The 18,802-nt window shown below is 58.1% G+C and carries 21 protein-coding genes and 2 tRNA genes; 15 read left to right on the plus strand and 8 right to left on the minus strand.

Annotated features, from left to right (window positions below; all coding sequences use genetic code 11):
* Positions 1 to 5: 5 nt before the first annotated feature.
* From TL5118_RS02260 to TL5118_RS02315, 12 genes are all read left to right on the plus strand, one after another.
* On the plus strand, positions 6 to 362 hold the full coding sequence (locus TL5118_RS02260; protein ID WP_058243188.1) for a LapA family protein: 357 nt from the start codon (positions 6 to 8) through the stop codon (positions 360 to 362).
* Positions 349 to 1,011 (plus strand): phosphoribosylanthranilate isomerase, encoded by a 663-nt coding sequence (locus tag TL5118_RS02265; RefSeq protein ID WP_242601706.1) that lies wholly within the window; start codon positions 349 to 351, stop codon positions 1,009 to 1,011. The genes TL5118_RS02260 and TL5118_RS02265 overlap by 14 nt, the downstream gene beginning before the upstream one ends.
* A 10-nt stretch (positions 1,012 to 1,021) precedes the next feature.
* A complete protein-coding gene (locus TL5118_RS02270) occupies positions 1,022 to 1,486 on the plus strand; it encodes a GNAT family N-acetyltransferase (RefSeq protein WP_058243187.1) in 465 nt (154 codons plus the stop codon).
* Positions 1,487 to 1,727: 241 nt separating this feature from the next.
* Positions 1,728 to 2,981 carry a tryptophan synthase subunit beta gene (gene trpB, locus TL5118_RS02275; protein ID WP_058243186.1) on the plus strand — a complete coding sequence of 418 codons (1,254 nt, stop codon included), beginning with the start codon at positions 1,728 to 1,730 and terminating at the stop codon, positions 2,979 to 2,981.
* An 18-nt stretch (positions 2,982 to 2,999) separates the two neighbouring features.
* The gene (locus TL5118_RS02280) at positions 3,000 to 3,665 is read left to right on the plus strand and encodes a DsbA family oxidoreductase (protein ID WP_058243185.1); all 666 of its coding nucleotides are present in this window, start codon (positions 3,000 to 3,002) and stop codon (positions 3,663 to 3,665) included.
* Between the two features lie 298 nt (positions 3,666 to 3,963).
* Positions 3,964 to 4,035 (plus strand) — tRNA-Leu (locus tag TL5118_RS02285).
* Positions 4,036 to 4,108 (plus strand) — tRNA-Lys (locus TL5118_RS02290).
* A gap of 398 nt (positions 4,109 to 4,506) precedes the next feature.
* Positions 4,507 to 5,652 carry a slipin family protein gene (locus TL5118_RS02295; protein WP_058243184.1) on the plus strand — a complete coding sequence of 382 codons (1,146 nt, stop codon included), beginning with the start codon at positions 4,507 to 4,509 and terminating at the stop codon, positions 5,650 to 5,652.
* 106 nt (positions 5,653 to 5,758) lie between these two features.
* On the plus strand, positions 5,759 to 6,487 hold the full coding sequence (locus TL5118_RS02300; RefSeq protein WP_242601707.1) for a DUF4344 domain-containing metallopeptidase: 729 nt from the start codon (positions 5,759 to 5,761) through the stop codon (positions 6,485 to 6,487).
* Positions 6,488 to 6,717: 230 nt separating this feature from the next.
* A complete protein-coding gene (locus TL5118_RS21490) occupies positions 6,718 to 7,176 on the plus strand; it encodes a PepSY domain-containing protein (protein ID WP_207383431.1) in 459 nt (152 codons plus the stop codon).
* A 194-nt stretch (positions 7,177 to 7,370) separates the two neighbouring features.
* Entirely contained in the window at positions 7,371 to 7,862 is a 492-nt protein-coding gene (locus TL5118_RS21495; RefSeq protein ID WP_058243181.1) for a hypothetical protein, read from the plus strand.
* A gap of 44 nt (positions 7,863 to 7,906) precedes the next feature.
* Positions 7,907 to 8,422: a helix-turn-helix transcriptional regulator gene (locus tag TL5118_RS02315; protein ID WP_058243432.1), complete on the plus strand. Its 516-nt coding sequence runs from the start codon at positions 7,907 to 7,909 to the stop codon at positions 8,420 to 8,422.
* Here TL5118_RS02315 and TL5118_RS02320 read toward each other — a convergent pair.
* The 3 genes from TL5118_RS02320 to pth all read right to left on the minus strand — a co-directional run bounded on the left by TL5118_RS02320 (position 8,407) and on the right by pth (position 10,937).
* Positions 8,407 to 8,781: a DUF2237 family protein gene (locus TL5118_RS02320; RefSeq protein ID WP_058243180.1), complete on the minus strand. Its 375-nt coding sequence runs from the start codon at positions 8,779 to 8,781 to the stop codon at positions 8,407 to 8,409. The two genes, TL5118_RS02315 and TL5118_RS02320, sit on opposite strands and share 16 nt — an antisense overlap.
* A 49-nt stretch (positions 8,782 to 8,830) precedes the next feature.
* Positions 8,831 to 9,988: a serine hydrolase domain-containing protein gene (locus TL5118_RS02325; RefSeq protein ID WP_058243179.1), complete on the minus strand. Its 1,158-nt coding sequence runs from the start codon at positions 9,986 to 9,988 to the stop codon at positions 8,831 to 8,833.
* Between the two features lie 214 nt (positions 9,989 to 10,202).
* The gene (gene pth / locus TL5118_RS02330; protein WP_058243178.1) at positions 10,203 to 10,937 is read right to left on the minus strand and encodes an aminoacyl-tRNA hydrolase; all 735 of its coding nucleotides are present in this window, start codon (positions 10,935 to 10,937) and stop codon (positions 10,203 to 10,205) included.
* A gap of 174 nt (positions 10,938 to 11,111) precedes the next feature.
* Between pth and hmuQ the strand changes: the two genes are divergently transcribed.
* The gene (gene hmuQ, locus TL5118_RS02335) at positions 11,112 to 11,435 is read left to right on the plus strand and encodes a heme-degrading protein HmuQ (RefSeq protein ID WP_058243177.1); all 324 of its coding nucleotides are present in this window, start codon (positions 11,112 to 11,114) and stop codon (positions 11,433 to 11,435) included.
* Between the two features lie 106 nt (positions 11,436 to 11,541).
* Here the strand turns inward: hmuQ and TL5118_RS02340 are convergent, their stop codons facing one another.
* From TL5118_RS02340 to trpA, 5 genes are all read right to left on the minus strand, one after another.
* Positions 11,542 to 12,168: a 50S ribosomal protein L25/general stress protein Ctc gene (locus TL5118_RS02340; RefSeq protein ID WP_058243176.1), complete on the minus strand. Its 627-nt coding sequence runs from the start codon at positions 12,166 to 12,168 to the stop codon at positions 11,542 to 11,544.
* Between the two features lie 131 nt (positions 12,169 to 12,299).
* Positions 12,300 to 13,961, minus strand: coding sequence for a sulfatase-like hydrolase/transferase (locus TL5118_RS02345; protein ID WP_131727393.1), 1,662 nt, complete (start codon positions 13,959 to 13,961; stop codon positions 12,300 to 12,302).
* A gap of 78 nt (positions 13,962 to 14,039) precedes the next feature.
* The gene (locus tag TL5118_RS02350) at positions 14,040 to 14,669 is read right to left on the minus strand and encodes a sulfotransferase family protein (protein WP_058243174.1); all 630 of its coding nucleotides are present in this window, start codon (positions 14,667 to 14,669) and stop codon (positions 14,040 to 14,042) included.
* Positions 14,670 to 14,772: 103 nt separating this feature from the next.
* Positions 14,773 to 15,936: an alpha-hydroxy acid oxidase gene (locus tag TL5118_RS02355; RefSeq protein ID WP_058243173.1), complete on the minus strand. Its 1,164-nt coding sequence runs from the start codon at positions 15,934 to 15,936 to the stop codon at positions 14,773 to 14,775.
* A 233-nt stretch (positions 15,937 to 16,169) separates the two neighbouring features.
* Entirely contained in the window at positions 16,170 to 16,961 is a 792-nt protein-coding gene (gene trpA / locus TL5118_RS02360; RefSeq protein WP_058243172.1) for a tryptophan synthase subunit alpha, read from the minus strand.
* A gap of 152 nt (positions 16,962 to 17,113) precedes the next feature.
* On the opposite strand from trpA, the gene ychF reads away from it, so the two are divergent.
* Positions 17,114 to 18,211: a redox-regulated ATPase YchF gene (gene ychF, locus TL5118_RS02365; RefSeq protein WP_058243171.1), complete on the plus strand. Its 1,098-nt coding sequence runs from the start codon at positions 17,114 to 17,116 to the stop codon at positions 18,209 to 18,211.
* 277 nt (positions 18,212 to 18,488) lie between these two features.
* A complete protein-coding gene (locus TL5118_RS02370) occupies positions 18,489 to 18,683 on the plus strand; it encodes a hypothetical protein (RefSeq protein ID WP_058243170.1) in 195 nt (64 codons plus the stop codon).
* The last annotated feature ends 119 nt before the right edge of the window (positions 18,684 to 18,802 follow it).

An 18,802-nucleotide genomic window follows, 5' to 3' on the forward strand; every position in this document is an offset into this window, starting at 1 on the left:
CGCTCATGCGCTACATTCGCTATGTATTTCTCGGCTCTCTGGGGCTTCTTTTGGTGTCGGTGGCCTTTGCCAATCGTGATGCGGTGACACTGTCGCTGCTACCTGATGCTTTTGCTAATCTGATTGGCCTCAACTACACGATTGAGATGCCGCTCTTTGTGGTGATCCTTGGTGCGATCATTGCGGGTTTGCTGATCGGTTTTGTCTGGGAATGGCTGCGCGAATACAAACATCGGGCGGAAGCGGCGCGCAAATCACAGGAAGTGCAGGATTTGAGCCGCCAGCTGAAGCGCGAAAAGCGGCGTGCCGACACTGCGGAACAGAAGGACGAGGTGCTCGCCCTTCTGGATGAAGCGTCCTGATCCGATGCCTGCAGACAGTAAGGTAAAGATCTGCGGTCTGCGTGACCCTGATCACGTCGAATTGGCAGGGACACTGGGTGCGGCCTACGTGGGCTTCGTGTTTTTCCCAAAATCGCCCCGTGCCGTCACCGTGGCTGAGGCGCGTGAACTGGCTTGGGCCGCCCCTGTTGGGCTGGCCAAGGTGGCCTTGGTGGTCAACGCCGATGACGCACTGCTGGATCAGATCAACGATAACGTCGCAATCGACATGTGGCAGCTGCACGGGTCGGAAAGCCCCGAACGGGTGGCTGAGGTCAAGGCGCGCTACGGCCTGCCGGTCATGAAGGCGATCGGTGTCGCAACAGAAGCAGATGTTGCCCAGATCGACAGCTATGCAAAGGTCGCTGACCAATTGCTGATTGATGCCAAGGCCCCGAAAGACGCTGTTTTACCGGGTGGCAACGGCCTGTCCTTCGATTGGCAGCTGGTGAAGCGCAAATACTGGTCGCTGCCCTGGATGCTGGCCGGCGGGCTTAACCCTGAAAACGTCGGCCGGGCGCAAAACCTGACCGGGGCCCGTCAGGTTGATGTGAGCTCTGGTGTGGAAAGCGCCCCGGGCGTGAAAGATCCCGCCTTGATGGAGGCCTTTATCAAGGCCGCACTGGCATAGGGGGCAGGTAATGGGCGTTGTTTTCCGAGAAGCCAACCGTGACGAGGTTCCGGAAATCGTTGCCTTGCTGCGCGATGATGTATTGGGGCAGGGGCGCGAAGCTGCGACGCTGGATCCCTATTTCGCGGCCTTTGATCAGATGCAAGCTGAGCGCGGAAACCTACTGTTTGTGGGCATCGATGACAGCCGCGCCGAGGGGGCGCGTGTTGTGGCAACCTATCAACTGACGTTCATTTCGGGTCTGTCGCTGAAAGCGGCGCGGCGGGCGCAGATCGAAAGCGTGCGGGTGCACAGTGATCTGCGTGGGCAAGGACTGGGTGAGGCGATGTTTGCGGATGCTGAGGACCGGGCGCGTGCGGCGGGCTGTGGTCTGCTGCAACTGACCACCAATAAGGCGCGCAATGATGCGCAGCGTTTTTATGATCGCCTTGGCTATGTTGACAGCCACGTCGGCTATAAAAAGACGCTGGATTGAGCCTGAGGATTCCATCGATCCCCTCTCGTTCAGGCCAAAAACTGACCTCAATACACCCCGCAATTTCCCCTGAAACACCGATGGCTGCGGCGTCTTTGTCGCAGGGCTTGTCACGGCATGGCTGTGCGTTATCTTCCCGATTTCAGCCCGCGGCCCTGATGCATGGAAAACAGGCTGGTAAAACCGTCCCCCGCGCCCTATGCACATGGGGATACAGACTTTCTGACCTGAGGAGCACCCGATGGCCAACGACCTTTTCAACAGCTTCATGACCGGCCCCGACGACAAGGGCCGCTTCGGAGATTTCGGCGGACGTTTCGTGTCTGAGACGCTGATGCCGCTGATCCTTTCGCTGGAGGAGGAATACGAAAAGGCCAAGGACGATCCTGAGTTCTGGGAGGAGATGAATTATCTTTGGCAGCACTATGTGGGTCGCCCCTCGCCGCTTTACTACGCTGAAGGCATGACCAAACGTCTGGGTGGCGCCAAGATCTACCTGAAGCGGGATGAGCTGAACCACACTGGCGCGCACAAGGTGAATAACGTGTTGGGCCAGATCCTGTTGGCGCGCCGCATGGGCAAGACCCGGATCATCGCCGAAACCGGCGCCGGTCAGCACGGTGTGGCCACCGCGACGGTTTGTGCCAAGTTTGGCCTGAAATGTGTGGTTTATATGGGCGCCCATGATGTGGCCCGCCAGAAACCCAACGTGTTCCGCATGAAGCTGCTGGGGGCCGAGGTGATCGCCGTGGAATCCGGCCGTGGCACGCTGAAGGACGCGATGAACGACGCGCTGCGCGACTGGGTGACCAACGTGCACGATACCTTCTACTGCATCGGCACCGCCGCGGGCCCGCACCCCTATCCGGCGATGGTGCGCGACTTCCAGTCGATCATCGGCAAAGAGGTGCGCTGGCAGCTGGCCGAGCAGGAAGGCGAGGGCCGCCTGCCTGATACCGTGATTGCGGCCATTGGCGGCGGGTCCAACGCGATTGGCCTGTTCCACCCGTTCCTGGATGACAAAGAGGTCAACATCATCGGTGTTGAGGCCGGTGGAAAAGGCGTCAACGACGATATGGAACACTGTGCCTCACTGACCGGCGGCCGCCCCGGCGTGCTGCACGGCAACCGCACCTTCCTGTTGCAGGATGACGATGGCCAGATTCTGGACGGCTATTCAATCTCGGCCGGTCTCGACTATCCGGGTATCGGGCCGGAACACAGCTGGCTGCACCAGATCGGCCGCGCGGAATATGTCTCGATCACCGATAAGGAAGCGCTGGAGGCGTTCCAGTTCTCTTGTGAGAGCGAAGGCATCATTCCTGCCCTTGAACCCTGTCATGCGCTTGCCCATGTGATGAAGATCGCAGGCGATCTGCCCAAGGACCATATCATCGTGATGAACATGTGCGGCCGTGGCGATAAGGACATCTTCACCGTTGCGCGTCACCTTGGCGTTGACCTCTCGGGTCTTGAAGGGCGCGACAGCGATTGATCTGAGAAAGGGGCCGACATGGCACAGGCTACGGGACAGACACTGCGGATCGATATTGTATCGGATGTGATGTGCCCCTGGTGCTTTGTCGGCTACCACCAGCTGCGTTTGGCGCAGGAACAGACCGCAATCCCGATTGAGGTGTTCTGGCATCCCTTTGAGCTGAACCCGCAGATGGCGCCCGAGGGCGAAGAACTGCGGGAACATTTGATGGGGAAATACGGCATCACCGTAGAGCAAAGCATCGAAGCCCGCGCCCGGTTGGAGGCGATCGGGGACGAGCTGAATGCGCCGATCCGCTTTACCGATGGCAAACGGATCTACAATACCTTCGCCCTACATCGCTTGCTACATTGGGCCGCCGAAAGCGGTCAGGCCGGGGCGCTGAAACTGGCCCTGTTTGAGGCCTACTTTACCGACAGCAAAGAGATGAACGATCCGCAGGTGATGGCAGATGTCGCCGCCGCTTTGGGGTTGGACCGTGCCCGCGCGCTCGAGATCCTGACCGGCGATGACTACGCCGAAGAAGTCCGTGCGAAGCAGCAATTCTGGACCTCCAAGGGGATTTCGGGCGTGCCAGCGATGGTGTTTGAGCGTCAGCATCTGGTGACCGGCGCGCAGGGCGTTGAGAATTACGCCAGCATCCTGACGCAACTTGCGGCCGCACAGGCCGGTGCCGCCTGAGAAAGCAGCCGTTCAATTTCCGGACATTTCTGGCAATCCCGGCAGCGATATTCCGTCGTGCCGGTGGTGCATGCCCTCGTGGCGCGACGCATTGTTGCGCGCAGATACAATTTTGTGTCCTGTCGGCAACGCTACATTTCACGATAAAAGTGTGTGATTGCGGCGAATCCACCTCTCGCCTTACTTCTGCACTCCCGATGTCGGGGGCCATCATCCAAACGGTGCGTGCTGTACACACGTCCGGTGCGGTCGGCGCTGCCGTTCCCGTATGCCTGGAGGTTGCCCCAACAGCGAGACCGCGTGATTAGCTCAACGGTAGAGCAGCAGATTGAGATTCTGTGAGTTGCAGGTTCGATTCCTGCATCGTGCACAAAATGTAGCTCATTCGGGTAGAGCACTTGACGTTTAATCAAGGGGTAGTGGGTTCGACTCCCACCATTTGAAAAGCTGTTAAGTCAGCACCGGCCTTTCACGCCGGACCGTTCTTTACGGTTCACATATCAGGGTCCGGGACCGTCCCAGCGGGGCAGGTTGACCGGTAGATTGGCTGGTGAGGTTTCGCCGCCAATGGGCATCCCGGCCCGCTCTGGTCTTGGCCGGAGCAGGACATGACGGTTCCGCCGCTTTGTGGTCCGCTGATCAGAGGCTTCTCTGACAGGCGCGCCGCGATGCTGCGCCCCTCTCGGTTCTGCTTTCGCCATCGGCTTTGGCGCGGGGCGTGTCCCGGACCTATCGCCCATCTTGGGCACAACACCTGCGGGTCATGCTGACCCCAACCCAATTCCAACCAAAGGAGATCGCTTTGCGACGACGATAGGACAATACGAAAAGGAGTTTAGGTATGAATATCGTTGAGAAAATATTGGACACGCTGACCGGCTATGAGCGGGTCACACTGCAGGAAACCGAGCGGATGCTTGTGCTGGACGAGGGGCGTTTTGCCGCGATCCTTGGTGCAGGCCGGCATCGGGTGAAGGTCAAGGACAGTCTGCGCGAAGTCCACACCATCGATCAGCTCCGTTTCGTATCGCCCTATGATCGGGCCCTGTTCCGGCAACGTCCGGATCTGGCTCAGGCACATCTCCTGGAGGTGCGGACCGGGCCGGAAGAGCTGGTGCTGGTCACCCGCGATGGACGGCCCTTGGAGGTGCGGATGCCCGACAGCCGCGTCGTCTATTGGAAAGACGCGGGTGAATGGGCCTTTGAGACCTTTCAGCTGTCTGAGGGGCTGCAGGTGCCGGGCGCGCTGCTATCGCGTTTGACCGCAGCCGGTGTGACCGCAGGGCTGACACAAGTCACCGTTGCAGAAGGCCATATTGGTTTGCTGTCCGTTGATGGCAAACCGTCAGGGCAGCTGCAGCCCGGTGTGCACGGTTTCTGGAAGGCCGGTCGCGCCCTGTCGCTGAAGCAGGTTGACCTGCGGATGCGGACCCATGAGGTCTTGGGCCAGGAAATCCTGACCAAAGACCGGGTGACCCTGCGGGTGAACCTGACGGCGCAGTTCCGGGTTGTGGACGCCGAAGTGGCGGTCACCAAAGTGAAGGACTTCGAAGAAGCCCTGCACAAGGCACTGCAACTGGCCTTCCGGAAAACGCTGGGTGCGCTGACGCTGGACCGGCTCCTGGCTGAGAAGGTGACGGTGGACGCCGAGGCGGCTGAAAAGGTGCGGGCAGAGATGTCCGGACTGGGCCTTGAGGTCGGTGAGATTGCGTTGAAGGACGTGATCCTGCCGGGTGAGATGCGGGACATCCTGAACAAGGTTGTGACCGCTGAAAAAGAGGCTGAGGCCAACGTGATCCGGCGTCGCGAAGAAACCAACGCCACCCGGGCGCTTCTGAACACGGCTAAGGTCATGGCTGAAAACCCGGTCATGCTGCGGCTGAAAGAACTGGAAGCGCTGGAAAAAGTGGCCGGTAAGGTTGAGCGCCTGACGGTGCACAACGGCACCAAAGGCCTGCTGAGCGACCTCGTGTCGTTGAAAGAGTGAAGGAGCGGCCCGGGCATGTCCCGGGCCGTTTTGCATCGGGCGCATTTTCCTAGCCGATGGCGACAGGGCGCGGCATACTGATATCACCGCTTCGAGGGAGATCATGATGAAACAACTCACCGCCGCTCTTGCCCTTATGGCCCTGCCGCTTTCTGCCGCTGCGCAGGATGAGGGCAGCGCCTTTGTTGAGGCCAATGTCCTGGGGATTTTCTATCACGAACTGGCCCATGCGCTGATCGACATCGAAGGGGTGCCGATCTTCGGTCAGGAAGAGGATGCGGCGGATGTGTTTTCCATCCTCATGATCCACGCGCTCTACGAAGAAGAGGTCGCGCAGGAATTGGCTTATGAGGCCGCCTGGGGCTTCATCGGCGAAGCTGAAATGCGCGGTGGCGGTCTGGAAGATATTCCGTGGTGGGATACTCATGGCCCGGATGAACAACGTTTCTACAACACGGTCTGCATCTTCTACGGGGCCAACCCCGACGCACGCGAAGATTTTGCAGCCGAGTTTGAACTGCCCGAAGAACGCGCTGCCTACTGTCCGATCGAATTTGAACAGGCCGAGGCCAGCTGGGGCGCGGTGTTGGATGAATTGATTGAACGTGGCGCTGGTTCAACCCTTGTGTTTGACGGCGAGGCCGACAGTTTCAGCGCCCGGATCATTGCCGATGAAGTTGCCGCCTTAAACGATGAGCTGTCCCTGTCAGCGCCCCTGCGGATTGTCGAGGAAAGCTGCGGCGAGGCCAATGCCTTCTACGATCCTGAACGGCGCGAAGTGATATTCTGCTCCGAGTTCGAAGACCATCTGATTGAGATGGAAAAACAGCTCTGATCACACGGCAGGGGGCGCTTCTGTTTTAGAAGCCTCTGAAATGAAACGCATAAACTCAGGTTTATGGACATAAACCGGCGTTTGGTGTGCGCCGGTCTAATCCTGCGGTGAATAGCTATTGGGGCTCGTGACCGGCTGATCTGTCAGCAGGCAACGCATGAGGCGTGTGCCGAACAGACCCAATTGCAGATCACTATCGCAGATCAAGGAGCCCCCACATGAAACGCCTTTTGATTACCTCTACCGCCCTTGTTGTAGGCTTCGCCGTACAGGCGCAGGCGCAGGCCTCGGACTTTGTGCGCGCCGTTGTCGAACACTTCGCACGGGAAGGCTACGAAGAAGTGGAAGTCTATGTCGACGGTATGGAAGTCACCGTTGAGGCGGTGAAGGACGGCTTTGTCATTGAAACTGTCTATGACGCAGAAACCGGGGCGGTCCTCTCGCACGAAGTCGAAGAAGATGACGATGAAGATGACGAGGAGGAGGAAGAAGAAGAGGAGGATGAAGAAGACGAAGAGGACGAGGAGGATGATGAAGAAGATGACGATGATGATGAAGAAGACGATGACGACGAAGAAGACGATGACGACGAAGAAGACGATGACGACGAAGAAGATGATGACGACGAAGAAGATGATGACGACGATGAAGAAGACGACGAGGAAGATGACGAAGAAGGCGACGATTGATCCAAACGCACTACGCCCGCTGCTGCTGGCGGGCTAAGTGCCGATGGTTTTGCCTTCCGGGATGAGGGAGTGGTAGAAGCACTGGTATCTCAGACCTTAGGGGGAGGGTCCCACTCTCTCTGGCCGGCATCGAGTTCCACAACCGATGCCGGCGCATCCATTTGCTCGCAACGGGGCCGAAGTGAGGAAAGAACATGACCCGCAGGACAATTGTAGCCTTGGCGTTTGCCGTGCTTGCCAACCCGGCGCAGGCCGATCCTTTGGTGGATCGCGTCACCGATCAGCTGGCCCAGCAGGGATATACGCGCATCGTCGTCTCCCGCACGTTTCTGGGGCGCATTCGAATTGAGGCCACTGGCGGTAATGCCGAACGTGAAATCATCCTGAACCCGCGCACCGGGGAAATTCTGCGCGACTATTGGGAAGCCGAAGACGCCGAGGACGCAGTGGGCTTGATCGGGACTGGGCGCCGGGTTGCTGGGGATAAGACTGTAGAAGATGGGGAAGACCCCGAAGATGAAGAAGATGATGCCGAAGACGAAGAGGACGAAGCAGACGATTCTTCTGACGATGAGGCAGATGACGAAGAAGAGGATGAGGAGGACGACGAGGAAGACGACGAAGAAGACAATGAGGAGGATGATGAAGAAGACGACGGTGAAGATGATGAAGGCGAGGATGATTGATGACCGCCTTCCTCTCTCGGTCCAGATCTCGCACGGGGCGTGACGTGAAAACACCCTGGCCTCTTCTTATTCTGATCCTGTTGCAAAGCGTCTGCGCGGTCTTCTTTGTCTCGGACATTCTGGCCACGGTCATTGGCGTGCGCGCCGCACCAATCAGCTGGCAAACACGTGAATTGCTGGAGGTCGGCGCTGCGCTGGGCCTTGTGATGGGGGTGGTGCTGGGCTGGATTGCCTATCGCCGTTCAATGCAGCGCACGGAAGCTGCTGAAGCCAGCCTGCGCCTGTTGCAAGGGGCGTTTCATGACCATCTGGAAAGCCGCTTTCGGGAATGGCAGCTGACGCCGGCCGAACGTGAGGTGGCGCTGTTTTCCCTGAAAGGGTTCAGCGTGGAAGAAATCGCAGGTCTACGCCAAACCTCCCCCGGTACAGTGAAAGCGCAGAGCAATGCGATTTACCGCAAGGCGGAGGTCAGCAGCCGGGCCCAACTGCTCAGCCTGTTCATTGAGGACATGATGGACGGGTCACTCGAAGCCGCGCCTGCAGATCAATCGCAGGCGTAGGCCTCCAGTACTTCCAGGGGTACAATTTCCAAGGCTTGCTGGTGCGTGGCCGCTAGATGAACCTTGGGGGCACAGTCTTCAGCATGCGCCTGCAGGAACCTGCTGGCGCAGAGGCACCATTGGTCACCAGGTTTCAGCCCCGGAAAGCCATATTCCGGAACCGGTGTGGACAGATCGTTGCCAAGGTATTTGGACAGCGCCAAAAACTCCGCCGTCATCACGGCGCAGACCGTATGGGAGCCGCGATCTTCCCGGCAGGTGTTGCAGGACCCATCGCGGAAGAACCCGGTTTTGGGATCTTGGGAACACGGCTTTAGCGCGGAGCCAAGCACATTGATGGCGGGCAGGGGCGTGACCATGGATATCTCCATCTACTGTGCCACGCGCCCCGTGATCGGGTGACTGAGATCAGTTTTGCGCAGCTTCGGCGATTTTGCGGAACATGGCGATCATTTCAACGTTCACGCCGTCTTCCCGGAACTGCCGGTCGGCGGAGTTAACAGCAATCACCACGTTCAGCGGTTTGTTGATATAGATATACTGACCATAAACGCCGCGTGCATAAAACTCACCTTCGCGTGGGTCAACGGCGCCCCACCAGTGCAGACCATAGGCTTCCTCACCGGCCTCTGTCGGGGCGGTGAACTGGGCTGAGCGTGTGATCCAGCCCTCTGGCAGGATGCGCTGGCCTTGCCACATGCCGTCCTGCAGTGCCATCTGACCGAAACGCGCATAGTCGCGGGTGCGCTGGTTCAAGCCACCCAGCACAAAGCTGACGCCATTCCCATCGGTGATCATCAACGGGCTGGCCTCCAACCCCAAGGGGGCGATCAGCTTTTCCTGCATTAGATCGGGGATGTCGCGACCCGTGGCGCCGCGAATGGCCATGCCGATCACGTGCGTATCGATCGAGACGTAGTGCCAGGCCGCACCGGGGGTGCCGCGGGTGCGATCCTGGCCGGCAGAAAAGGCATCCATGGACCCGCCAAGCGCCAGAACACGCCCCATTTTGTTGATGTCAGAGTTGAAGTCGAGATAGTCCTCATCAAACTCAATGCCGCTGGACATATGCAACGCATCAATGATGCGTGCACCGTCATAGGCGGATCCTTTCAGGCTGGGCACATGTTGGGTCAGCTGATCCTCAAGTGTCAGCGCGCCTTCGGCCTCCAAGATGCCCAGCAGGGCCGAAATATAGGATTTGGCAACCGACCAGCTGATACGGCGATCTTCGGCCCCGGTGTCCAGATAATAGCTTTCGTGCCGCAGTTCCCCGTCTTTCAGAACAACAAGGGCGGTCAGGGCGCGGCTGCTGATCCAATCATCGCTGCCCGCTGGCAGGGCCATTTCAGTACCCGCGGGCAGGGGCGACACAGGGCCGGTGCCGCGGTTGATCTCCTTGGTCCAGAACAGCTGATCCATGTGTGAGAAGTTGTGGACGATTTTATCTTCGGCAAACAGGCTGTTCACCGCCAGCAGACGGCTGATTTCGTCCTTCTTCCAAAAGGCGACAACGGCAATGGCCAGTACCAAAACCACCAGAACGCGCAGCAACACTCTCAACATCTGAACCCCTCCCAAAGGTTAGTGCCTTTACTCATCACGCGGATGGGGCAGGGGGCAAGGGTGCCGCTGGGTCAGTTGGTTTGAAACAGGCGCTTGTGCAAATCCATGCGTCCCAGATCAATTGGCAACCCATCGGGTCAGAGGCTCAGCCCGATTGAGATCCGAGTGCTTAAAGGCTTTGGTTTACTTCTAAGCTAATCGGAAAGCGTCGCCGTCACTTGAACTTGTTCAACAAACGCTCCATCGCAGAACGGGTGTCAGGTTGATCGTCTTGCGCCGGAGCTGCCGGTTTGGCAGCGGTTTGTTTGCCATCCGTCGCCTTTGGCTTGTTGTCCTTTGGTCCCTTGTTCGCGCCATTTTTCTGGCCGCCCGAACTGCGCGGCGGGTTGACCCGCAGCGCCACGGCATTTTGAAACTTGCCGTTGTCACCTTCGGCCAGATGGGCGGCCCCATCAGAAATGCCGCGCATCAGGTCATCCAGCCAGCCCTGTTCGGCCTTGGCAAAATCCGCCAGCACATAGCCGGCAACGCGGTCTTTGTGACCCGGATGGCCGATGCCCAAGCGCACCCGGGTATACTCCGGGCTTATATGCTGATGAATGGACCGCAGCCCGTTGTGGCCGGCATGACCACCACCCTGTTTTACGCGGCATTTGCCCGGGGCAAGATCCAGTTCATCGTGAAAGACCACCACATCGTCCGAGGTCAGCTTGTAAAACCGCATCGCCTCGCCCACCGATTGGCCGGAAAGGTTCATGAAGGTTTCAGGCTTGAGCAGGATCACCTTTTCACGGCCCAGACGACCTTCGCTGACCTGGCCCTGAAACTTGGACCGCCAGGGGGCAAAGCCATGGTCGCGGGCAATCTCATCCAGCGCCATGAAGCCGATGTTGTGACGGTTGCCCGCATATTTTGCACCCGGGTTGCCCAGTCCCACAAACAGCTGCATCGTTGCTTTCCCTCGATTAGATCTTGTCCACTGACTAAAGCGTCACTGCGGCAAATTCAATCAGCGCAGAGTGATTGACCTTTTGCACCGATCCCGTGCAAGAGGAGAGCTGCCAGCCGAACGGGCGCGTTCATGCCAGCTATCCCGAAAATACGAAACATGAAAGGAAATGGCATGTCCTACATCGCCATGAACCGCTTCAAGGTCGCCCTGGGCCAGGAAGAGGCATTTGAAGAGATCTGGCGCGCGCGCGAAGGGCGCCTGAATGAAATGAAGGGCTACCAAGAGTTCCGCATGCTGAAAGGCGCCGCCACTGAGGACTATTGCCTCTATTCGTCTCACACCACATGGGCGACCGAAGAGGATTTCCTTGCCTGGACCAAATCGGAACAGTTCCGTGCAGCCCATGCCAATGCAGGCCGTTCAGCAACCAAAGACGTTCTGGTTGGCCCGCCGCAGTTTGAAGGTTTCAAAACCGTCCTGCATGAAAGCGCCTAAGCGCCGCCAAACAAAAAACGCGGACCCGAAGGTCCGCGTTTCTTTTTCGTCAAAGCCGTTCGTCAGCACCTTAGCAATCAGCGCAGAGGTGCGACGGGCGCAGAGATTACTCTTCTGCTGCAGCTTCTTCGCCGTCTTCGGCTTCGTTCTCTTCCGAACGCAGACCCGACGGAGCCGAGATGTTTGCAATCACGAAGTCACGATCGATGGTCGGCTTGGCGCCTTCCGGCAGGGTTACGTCGCTGATGTGCAGAACGTCGCCGACGTTGGCTTCTGCCAGGTCGATGGTGATCGACTCAGGGATGTCGCCGGCCAGAACTTCCAGCTCAACTTCGGGACGTACAACGGTCAGTACGCCACCTTTTTTGATGCCGGGGCAGGTTTCCTGGTTTTCGAAGTTCACGTTGATGAACAGCGCGATGCGGGTGGTGCGGCGCAGACGCATGAAGTCAACGTGGGTCGGCAGGTCTTTGACCACGTCACGCTGAACGTCACGGCAGATCACACGTACATCTTCTTGGCCTTCAACTTTCAGGTTGAAGAGGGTCGACTTGAAGCGGCCAGCTTTCAGGCGCTTCAGCAGGTCGTTGAAGGGAACGTTGATCGCCAGCGGCTCTGCTTCGCCACCGAATACAACACCGGGTACTTTGCCTTCACGGCGTGCTTGACGAGCGGCGCCCTTGCCTGTCCCCGTGCGGACCTCTGCGTGGAGGTCAGGAATAGTTCCAGCCATTTGGAATTCTCCATAAATTAGTTAGAATCACGGGCATCCTCCAAGGCTGTATGCCCGCATGAAGCCGCGCGTATAGACGAGTCCGGGGAATTTTGAAAGGGCTTATTTCCTTGGGTCCATTGGCCAGGGTCCTATGGCGCAGAATGCCAGAACTTCGCGGCCAGTTCCACATCCCTGCGCAGCCTGTCATTGACCCCGTCAATCCCAAAGGTTTCGATCAAAGTTGTCGGATCATGGAGGAGGGATTTGCCAATGCCAGCAGCCTGCGGCGCACCACTGTCCAGCCAACCCAGCCAGTGCAGGAGCGTCGGAAAGACATCCGGCATGGCGGCAGGTTTATCAATCACCCGGGGCGCATCCGGCCCGTTCAGGAACATCACCATGTTTCGCCGGGGGTGTTGATCCAGTTGCGGGGACAGGTTGTTGTGATGCGCCAGATGATCGCTGGCCACCACAATGCGGGTGTTGCGGTGCTTGGTCAGGTCGCGCAATTCAGCGATAAAGGTTTCGGTCAGCTTGCTGGTGCAGGCCACAGCATCGGTGAGGTCATCAGACACCTTTGGCTGGCCGTCTGTCACGCATTTTTCGGACATATGGGCCTTGGGGCCGTGGGTGTCCATTGTCGACAATATCAGCGCATAGGGTTGATCGCTTTTCAACCGCGCCTCCACATGGGCCAGGGCGATGGCGTAGCCTTCGCCGTCCCGTAGCGCCCAGGAGGTGTCACCGGCCTCGCGCGCAGCAATGGCCCCGGGTGTCATCGCATTGGCCTTGTCCACAATCTGGTCGAGTTGATGCGTCCGGTAGAAGTTATCAAAACCATAGTGACCCCGATCGCTGCCTATGATTTCGGTCGTGGAAGCATAGGTTGAGTGGTATCCGCGCGCGTGCAAGATATCGGTGAGGCAAGTCACGCCTGCGCCAATCTGCTTCATATCCGCGGTGCGGTTGAGGGGGAGTGACCCCATCGGCATCAGCGGCATCCCACATTGGGTGGCGGTCATACCGGCCAAGCTCCAGCCGGTGCCGTCGATCTGTGCCACATCGGAAAAGGAAACACCGCTTTCAGCAAGCCGTTCAATTGGGGCATAGATCTCACCAAAGCTGTCTTTGATCCCGTAGGTGCGTTCCATCCCTTCGAGGTACAGGATGATGAGGTCCGGGTTTTCCCCTTCAGTTGGCGCGATCAACACGGGGTCCTGAAACGCGGTGATCAGGCTTTCGCCCCGGCTGTATTTTGCCTGAAACTGATTGAAGAGCACATCGCGGACCAATGGGTTTCCGGCGATCAGGCCAAAACAGCACAGGCTCCACCAGAACGGGATGCGGCGCAGCCAATTGCGCAAACGGTAGAGGGTGATCAGGATCGCGCACCAGTAAATCGCAACGGTGACGAGATAGGGCACAAACTCTCCAAGCGGGGTGCCGCCAATGCCAAACGCCAGATGGAAAACAAAGGCGGCCGTGTCCAGTTCACCGAAAATCAACACCACCACAGTCAGCGGGAAAAGCATTAGGATCGCCGGCAATAGCGCGGCCAGCTTGATCAGGATGGCCTTCCGGTCCACCCGCGTTTCGGTTATCGGGTTCGGCACCAGCAGGGACAGCGCCTGCATGACCAGCAGCCAAAGGGCAAAGGTGATGTCGCTGACGTGACCATTCACAAAAGCGCGCACGATCAAAAACAGGGCAAGGAACCCGGGCAGCAATAGCGCGAGGAACCGCGCAAGCTCCTTAAGGGCGATCCATACGGTTTTGATGGGATTTGGCGGCTGTAGGTGTGTGGTGGTCAATGTTTTTGTCGAAAGTTATGCGCTGTAATACGGGTGCAGCAGGTTGGTCTGAGTTCACTACAGTCTGATGCGGCCCGATTAGGTTTCGATTGGGGTGTGAAGATGTCCACCGGCCTGCATCACCCGGTCATAAAGGGCAAATTCTTCAGCTCGGGCTTGGCGCAGCTCTGCCTCCATCTCACCGCTCAAGGGTGCATCACGATGGGGGGAGACGTTTTTCTGCTGGGTCTCAAACGGTTTACCGATGCGGTCCTGCAGGAAGGTGACCAGCTTCACCGGGCGCTCATAGGCAAACAGGTGATCGGTGCGCAATGCGCCGTCATCGGAGGTCAGAAAGGTAAACTGACTGCCCAATTTGGCGCAGGGGTGTGGCTTGCGGTCGATGACCTCCGCCACAAAATCGTCGAAGCTCATCCCCTCGGGCACCGCATTGCCGCCGCGCACCTTGTCGCGGCTGCGGTATTTGTACCAGCTGCGGATCTGTTCAACGGGATCGCGCATCACGGCGACCCTTTCGGGCGTGAGATTGTAGGCCTCTTTTAGGAAAGGTGCAAAATGGCGGTCATATTTGCGCAGGGGCATGTGCTTCAGCGCCTGTTTGCCCGCCAACGTGATGTCGGCCTTGCTTTTCAACGCCAGATGATAGGCGGTAGAGCCGGTTTTAGGCACCGCAAACAGGGCAATATTGGCGTCGACAAAAACCAGCATGAACAACCTCTTGCGCGCCGTCGGGCGCTTTCGGCTCACCCTGCACTGAAAAGGCCCGGGGTGTCAAAACCCCCGGGCCCTGCTTTCTCGGTGATAGGCGTTGTTATTGCCAGCGCCCTTCAAAGTCATCGGGGATCAGCAGGATGTCCTTGTCCAGCTCATCCACCCGGCGGCGACCGCACAGCGCCATGGAAACATCCAGCTCTTTATGGATCACCTCCAGTGCTTTGGTGACGCCTGCTTCGCCCATAGCGCCCAGACCATAGACAAACGCGCGGCCGATGTAGGTGCCTTTTGCGCCCATCGCCAAAGCCTTCAGCACATCCTGACCTGACCGGATGCCGCTGTCCAGATGGACCTCAACCTGATCGCCGACCGCATCCAGAATGGAGGGCAGCGCCTTGATCGAACTCATCGCGCCATCCAGCTGACGGCCGCCGTGGTTTGAGACAACAAGTGCATCCGCGCCAACTGAAAGGGCCATTTTGGCATCTTCGGCGTCCAGAATACCTTTGAGGATCACCGGGCCGCCCCATTCCTCTTTGATCTTGGCGATCTTGCCCCAGTCCAGCGAAGGGTCAAACTGCTCTGCCGTCCAGGCGCCAAGGTTTGCTGTGTCGGTCACCCCGTCGACATGTCCGACGATATTGCCAAAGTTGCGCCGTTTCGCCCCCAGCATCTGCAGACCCCAGGACCATTTGGTCATCAGGTTGGCGATGGTCGATGGGGTCAGTTTGGGCGGGGCAGACAGGCCGTTTTTCAGGTCTTTATGACGCTGCCCCAGAATTTGCAGGTCCAGCGTGATCACCAGGGCCGAGCATTTGGCGTCTTTGGCGCGTTGGATCAACCGGCTGACGAAGTCCTGATCCTTCATGGTGTAAAGCTGAAACCAGAACGGTTTGCTGGTCGCCTCGGCCACATCCTCGATTGAGTTGATCGACATGGTCGAAAGCGTAAAGGGCACGCCAAACTTCTCCGCCGCCCGTGCCGCTTTAATCTCACCATCGGCGCATTGCATGCCGGTCAGGCCAACCGGGGCCAGGGCAACCGGCATCGCAACGTCTTGGCCAATCATCTGGCTGGCGGTGGTGCGGCCTGTCATGTCTACGGCCACGCGCTGGCGCAGATACAGCTGATCAAAGTCGGAACAGTTTTCGCGGAAGGTCTGTTCGGTCCAGCTGCCGCTTTCCGCATAGTCGTAAAACATCCGCGGCGCGCGGCGCTTATAGATCCGTTTGAGGTCTTCAATATTGGTAATCACGGGCATGGTGACTCACTTTCCCCTCAGTTTGGCCCTGTATTGGTGAAGTTTCCTTACCAATGAGATGAGGTTGGGGCAATCCCCCGATGCAGAATGCGAACCAATTTCGCGGATTTTTGCGCCGTTCTCGCCCATTTTCCTTTCAATGTTTCCCGAAATACTCCGGGGGTTGGGGCAGAGCCCCAAGAAAAAAGGCACGCCGTCATGGCGTGCCTTTCAAACTTGCATGAAAAATCTGGTTAGGCGCGATGGGCTCCGTCGGCCAGCGAGGCAACGAAATTGGCCACATCCTCCACCGATTTGCTAGCGCCGATTTCTTTCACGATGGCGGAGCCAACAACACAGCCATCTGCAACTGAGGCGATGTTTTCTGCAGCCTCGGGCGTGTTGATGCCAAAGCCAACGATGACCGGCAGATCGGTTGCCGCCTTGATGCGGGCAACTTCAGGGCCGACGTTGCCCGCCTGGGCCTCGGCCGAACCGGTGATGCCGGTGACCGAAACGTAATAGACAAAACCGCTGGTGTTTTGCAGAACCGTTGGCAGGCGTTTGTCATCGGTTGTTGGGGTCGCTAGCCGGATGAAGTTCAGCCCAGCGGCCTGCGCGGGGATGCACAGCTCGTCATCTTCTTCGGGGGGCAGGTCCACAACGATCAGCCCGTCGATGCCGGCTGCTTTGGCATCCTGCAGGAACTGTTCCACACCGCGATTGTAGATCGGGTTGTAGTACCCCATCAGAACGATCGGGGTGGTGTTGTCTTCTTTGCGGAACTCGGCTGCCAGATCCAGGGTGCGTTGCAGGGTTTGACCTGCTTCCAGCGCGCGCTGACCGGCCAGTTGGATGGTTTCACCATCGGCCATCGGATCGGTGAAGGGCAGGCCAAGTTCAATGATATCAACACCCGCCTTGGGCAGCGCTTTGACGATCTCCAGCGAGGTGTCATAGTCGGGGTCACCCGCCATGATATAAGAGACAAAAGCCTTTTTGCCTTCAGCTTTCAATTCGGCGAATTTGGCGTCAATGCGGGTCATGCGGGCAGTCCTTCAAAATCACGTCCTTTGCATGTGCCTGCTTTGTCGCCGAAAATCAATGCTGCTTGGCGCCTTCGCAGAACAGGTGTCTTGCCACGCGGTCAGCAACTGCCTAGAAGCCCCTTGAAACAAGGATTGAGAAAGGGCCGGTCATGGGCTTCAAGATGGGAATCGTGGGTCTGCCGAACGTGGGCAAATCGACCCTGTTCAACGCACTGACGAAAACCGCTGCGGCGCAGGCGGCAAACTTCCCGTTTTGCACCATTGAGCCGAACGTCGGTGAGGTGAATGTGCCTGATCAGCGTCTGGACACATTGGCCGGCATCGCCAAGTCCGCCAACATCATTCCGGCCCGTATGACCTTTGTGGACATTGCCGGTCTGGTGAAAGGCGCTTCGCAGGGCGAAGGTCTGGGCAACCAGTTCCTGGCCAATATTCGCGAAGTGGACGCCATCGCCCATGTGCTGCGCTGCTTTGAAGATGGCGACGTGACCCATGTTGAAGGTCGCGTGGATCCGGTGACCGATGCCGACACCATTGAGACCGAGCTGATGCTGGCCGATCTGGAATCGATCGAGAAGCGCCGCGCCAATCTGGTGCGTAAGCTTAAAGGCAACGACAAAGAAGCCCAGCAGCAGGACCGCTTGCTGGCCGAAGCACAGGCCATGCTGGAAGATGGCAAGCCCGCCCGTTTGGTTGAGGTGGATGACGAAGACCTCAAGGCGTGGAAGATGCTGCAGCTGCTGACCACCAAGCCGGTTCTCTATGTCTGCAACGTCGCCGAAGATGAATCCGCGACCGGCAATGAACACTCCGCGCGTGTTGCCGAAATGGCGGCTGCGCAGGGCAACAGCCACGTGATTATCTCCGCCAAGATCGAAGAAGAGATCAGCCAGCTGGAAGCGGAAGAAGCTGAGATGTTCCTGGGCGAAATGGGGCTCGAAGAGCCGGGTCTGGATCGCCTGATCCGCGCCGGTTACGGCCTGCTGCATCTGGAAACCTACTTCACCGTTGGCCCGAAAGAGGCGCGTGCCTGGACGATCAAGGTCGGCACCATGGCCCCGCAGGCCGCAGGTGTGATCCACGGCGACTTTGAGCGCGGCTTCATCCGTGCAGAAACCATCGCCTATGACGATTACGTTGCCAACAATGGTGAGCAAGGTGCCAAAGAAGCGGGCAAAATGCGCGCTGAAGGAAAGGGGTATGAAGTGAAGGACGGCGACGTCATGCACTTCCTTTTTAACACCTGACACAAAAGGCGGGGTGGATTGACCACCCCGCAGACATCTTCCCATCCCGATAATTTTGCCGGGATTCGCGTCTGCGTCGCCGTCAATTCCATTGGAAAAGCCCGCAAACAGGCCAAAAAACCCAATTCGGTAGCGTGAATTGTGGGATTTTGGACATATTTTACTGTTTCCCGTGTTTCCGCTATAGGCGCAACGAAGAATTTCATGCTACGTTTTAGGGGCTAGCCGGCTCGGGGATTCTCTGGGCCCTTCAATTCTTGACGTCTGGAGCAGCACTATGAAAAAAGTTACCCTCGCTATCGCAGCGACCCTGGCCCTGGCTTCCGCAGTTCCTGCAACCGCAGGTGCCATCGACCCGTTCTCGAACCCTGTTGTTGAGGCCCCGGTTGTAACCGCCGGTGGCGGCATCTCGCCTGCACTGATCCTCGGTGGTCTTATCCTGGTTGGTGTAATGGCAGCTGGCGATTCCTGATCTTACGATCATATGAATTCAGAAGGCCCGGCGCAGTGCGCGGGGCCTTTTCATTTTTTTGACCAGTTATCTTAGTCGAATGGTGTGGTGACGCTCAAGACGGGCCACCAACCGATACC

Origin of the sequence: Thalassovita autumnalis, assembly GCF_001458255.1 — a bacterium.
GTDB lineage: Bacteria > Pseudomonadota > Alphaproteobacteria > Rhodobacterales > Rhodobacteraceae > Thalassobius > Thalassobius autumnalis.

Excerpts from the sequence above, each read along its gene's own strand:
- TL5118_RS02260 (WP_058243188.1), top strand. The coding sequence starts at position 6 with ATGCGCTACATTCGCTATGTATTTCTCGGCTCTCTGGGGCTTCTTTTG.
- TL5118_RS02265 (WP_242601706.1), top strand. The coding sequence starts at position 349 with ATGAAGCGTCCTGATCCGATGCCTGCAGACAGTAAGGTAAAGATCTGC.
- TL5118_RS02270 (WP_058243187.1), top strand. The coding sequence starts at position 1,022 with ATGGGCGTTGTTTTCCGAGAAGCCAACCGTGACGAGGTTCCGGAAATC.
- trpB (WP_058243186.1), top strand. The coding sequence starts at position 1,728 with ATGGCCAACGACCTTTTCAACAGCTTCATGACCGGCCCCGACGACAAG.
- TL5118_RS02280 (WP_058243185.1), top strand. The coding sequence starts at position 3,000 with ATGGCACAGGCTACGGGACAGACACTGCGGATCGATATTGTATCGGAT.
- TL5118_RS02295 (WP_058243184.1), top strand. The coding sequence starts at position 4,507 with ATGAATATCGTTGAGAAAATATTGGACACGCTGACCGGCTATGAGCGG.
- TL5118_RS02300 (WP_242601707.1), top strand. The coding sequence starts at position 5,759 with ATGAAACAACTCACCGCCGCTCTTGCCCTTATGGCCCTGCCGCTTTCT.
- TL5118_RS21495 (WP_058243181.1), top strand. The coding sequence starts at position 7,371 with ATGACCCGCAGGACAATTGTAGCCTTGGCGTTTGCCGTGCTTGCCAAC.
- TL5118_RS02320 (WP_058243180.1), bottom strand. The coding sequence starts at position 8,781 with ATGGTCACGCCCCTGCCCGCCATCAATGTGCTTGGCTCCGCGCTAAAG.
- TL5118_RS02325 (WP_058243179.1), bottom strand. The coding sequence starts at position 9,988 with ATGTTGAGAGTGTTGCTGCGCGTTCTGGTGGTTTTGGTACTGGCCATT.
- pth (WP_058243178.1), bottom strand. The coding sequence starts at position 10,937 with ATGCAGCTGTTTGTGGGACTGGGCAACCCGGGTGCAAAATATGCGGGC.
- hmuQ (WP_058243177.1), top strand. The coding sequence starts at position 11,112 with ATGTCCTACATCGCCATGAACCGCTTCAAGGTCGCCCTGGGCCAGGAA.
- TL5118_RS02340 (WP_058243176.1), bottom strand. The coding sequence starts at position 12,168 with ATGGCTGGAACTATTCCTGACCTCCACGCAGAGGTCCGCACGGGGACA.
- TL5118_RS02350 (WP_058243174.1), bottom strand. The coding sequence starts at position 14,669 with ATGCTGGTTTTTGTCGACGCCAATATTGCCCTGTTTGCGGTGCCTAAA.
- TL5118_RS02355 (WP_058243173.1), bottom strand. The coding sequence starts at position 15,936 with ATGCCCGTGATTACCAATATTGAAGACCTCAAACGGATCTATAAGCGC.
- trpA (WP_058243172.1), bottom strand. The coding sequence starts at position 16,961 with ATGACCCGCATTGACGCCAAATTCGCCGAATTGAAAGCTGAAGGCAAA.
- ychF (WP_058243171.1), top strand. The coding sequence starts at position 17,114 with ATGGGCTTCAAGATGGGAATCGTGGGTCTGCCGAACGTGGGCAAATCG.
- TL5118_RS02370 (WP_058243170.1), top strand. The coding sequence starts at position 18,489 with ATGAAAAAAGTTACCCTCGCTATCGCAGCGACCCTGGCCCTGGCTTCC.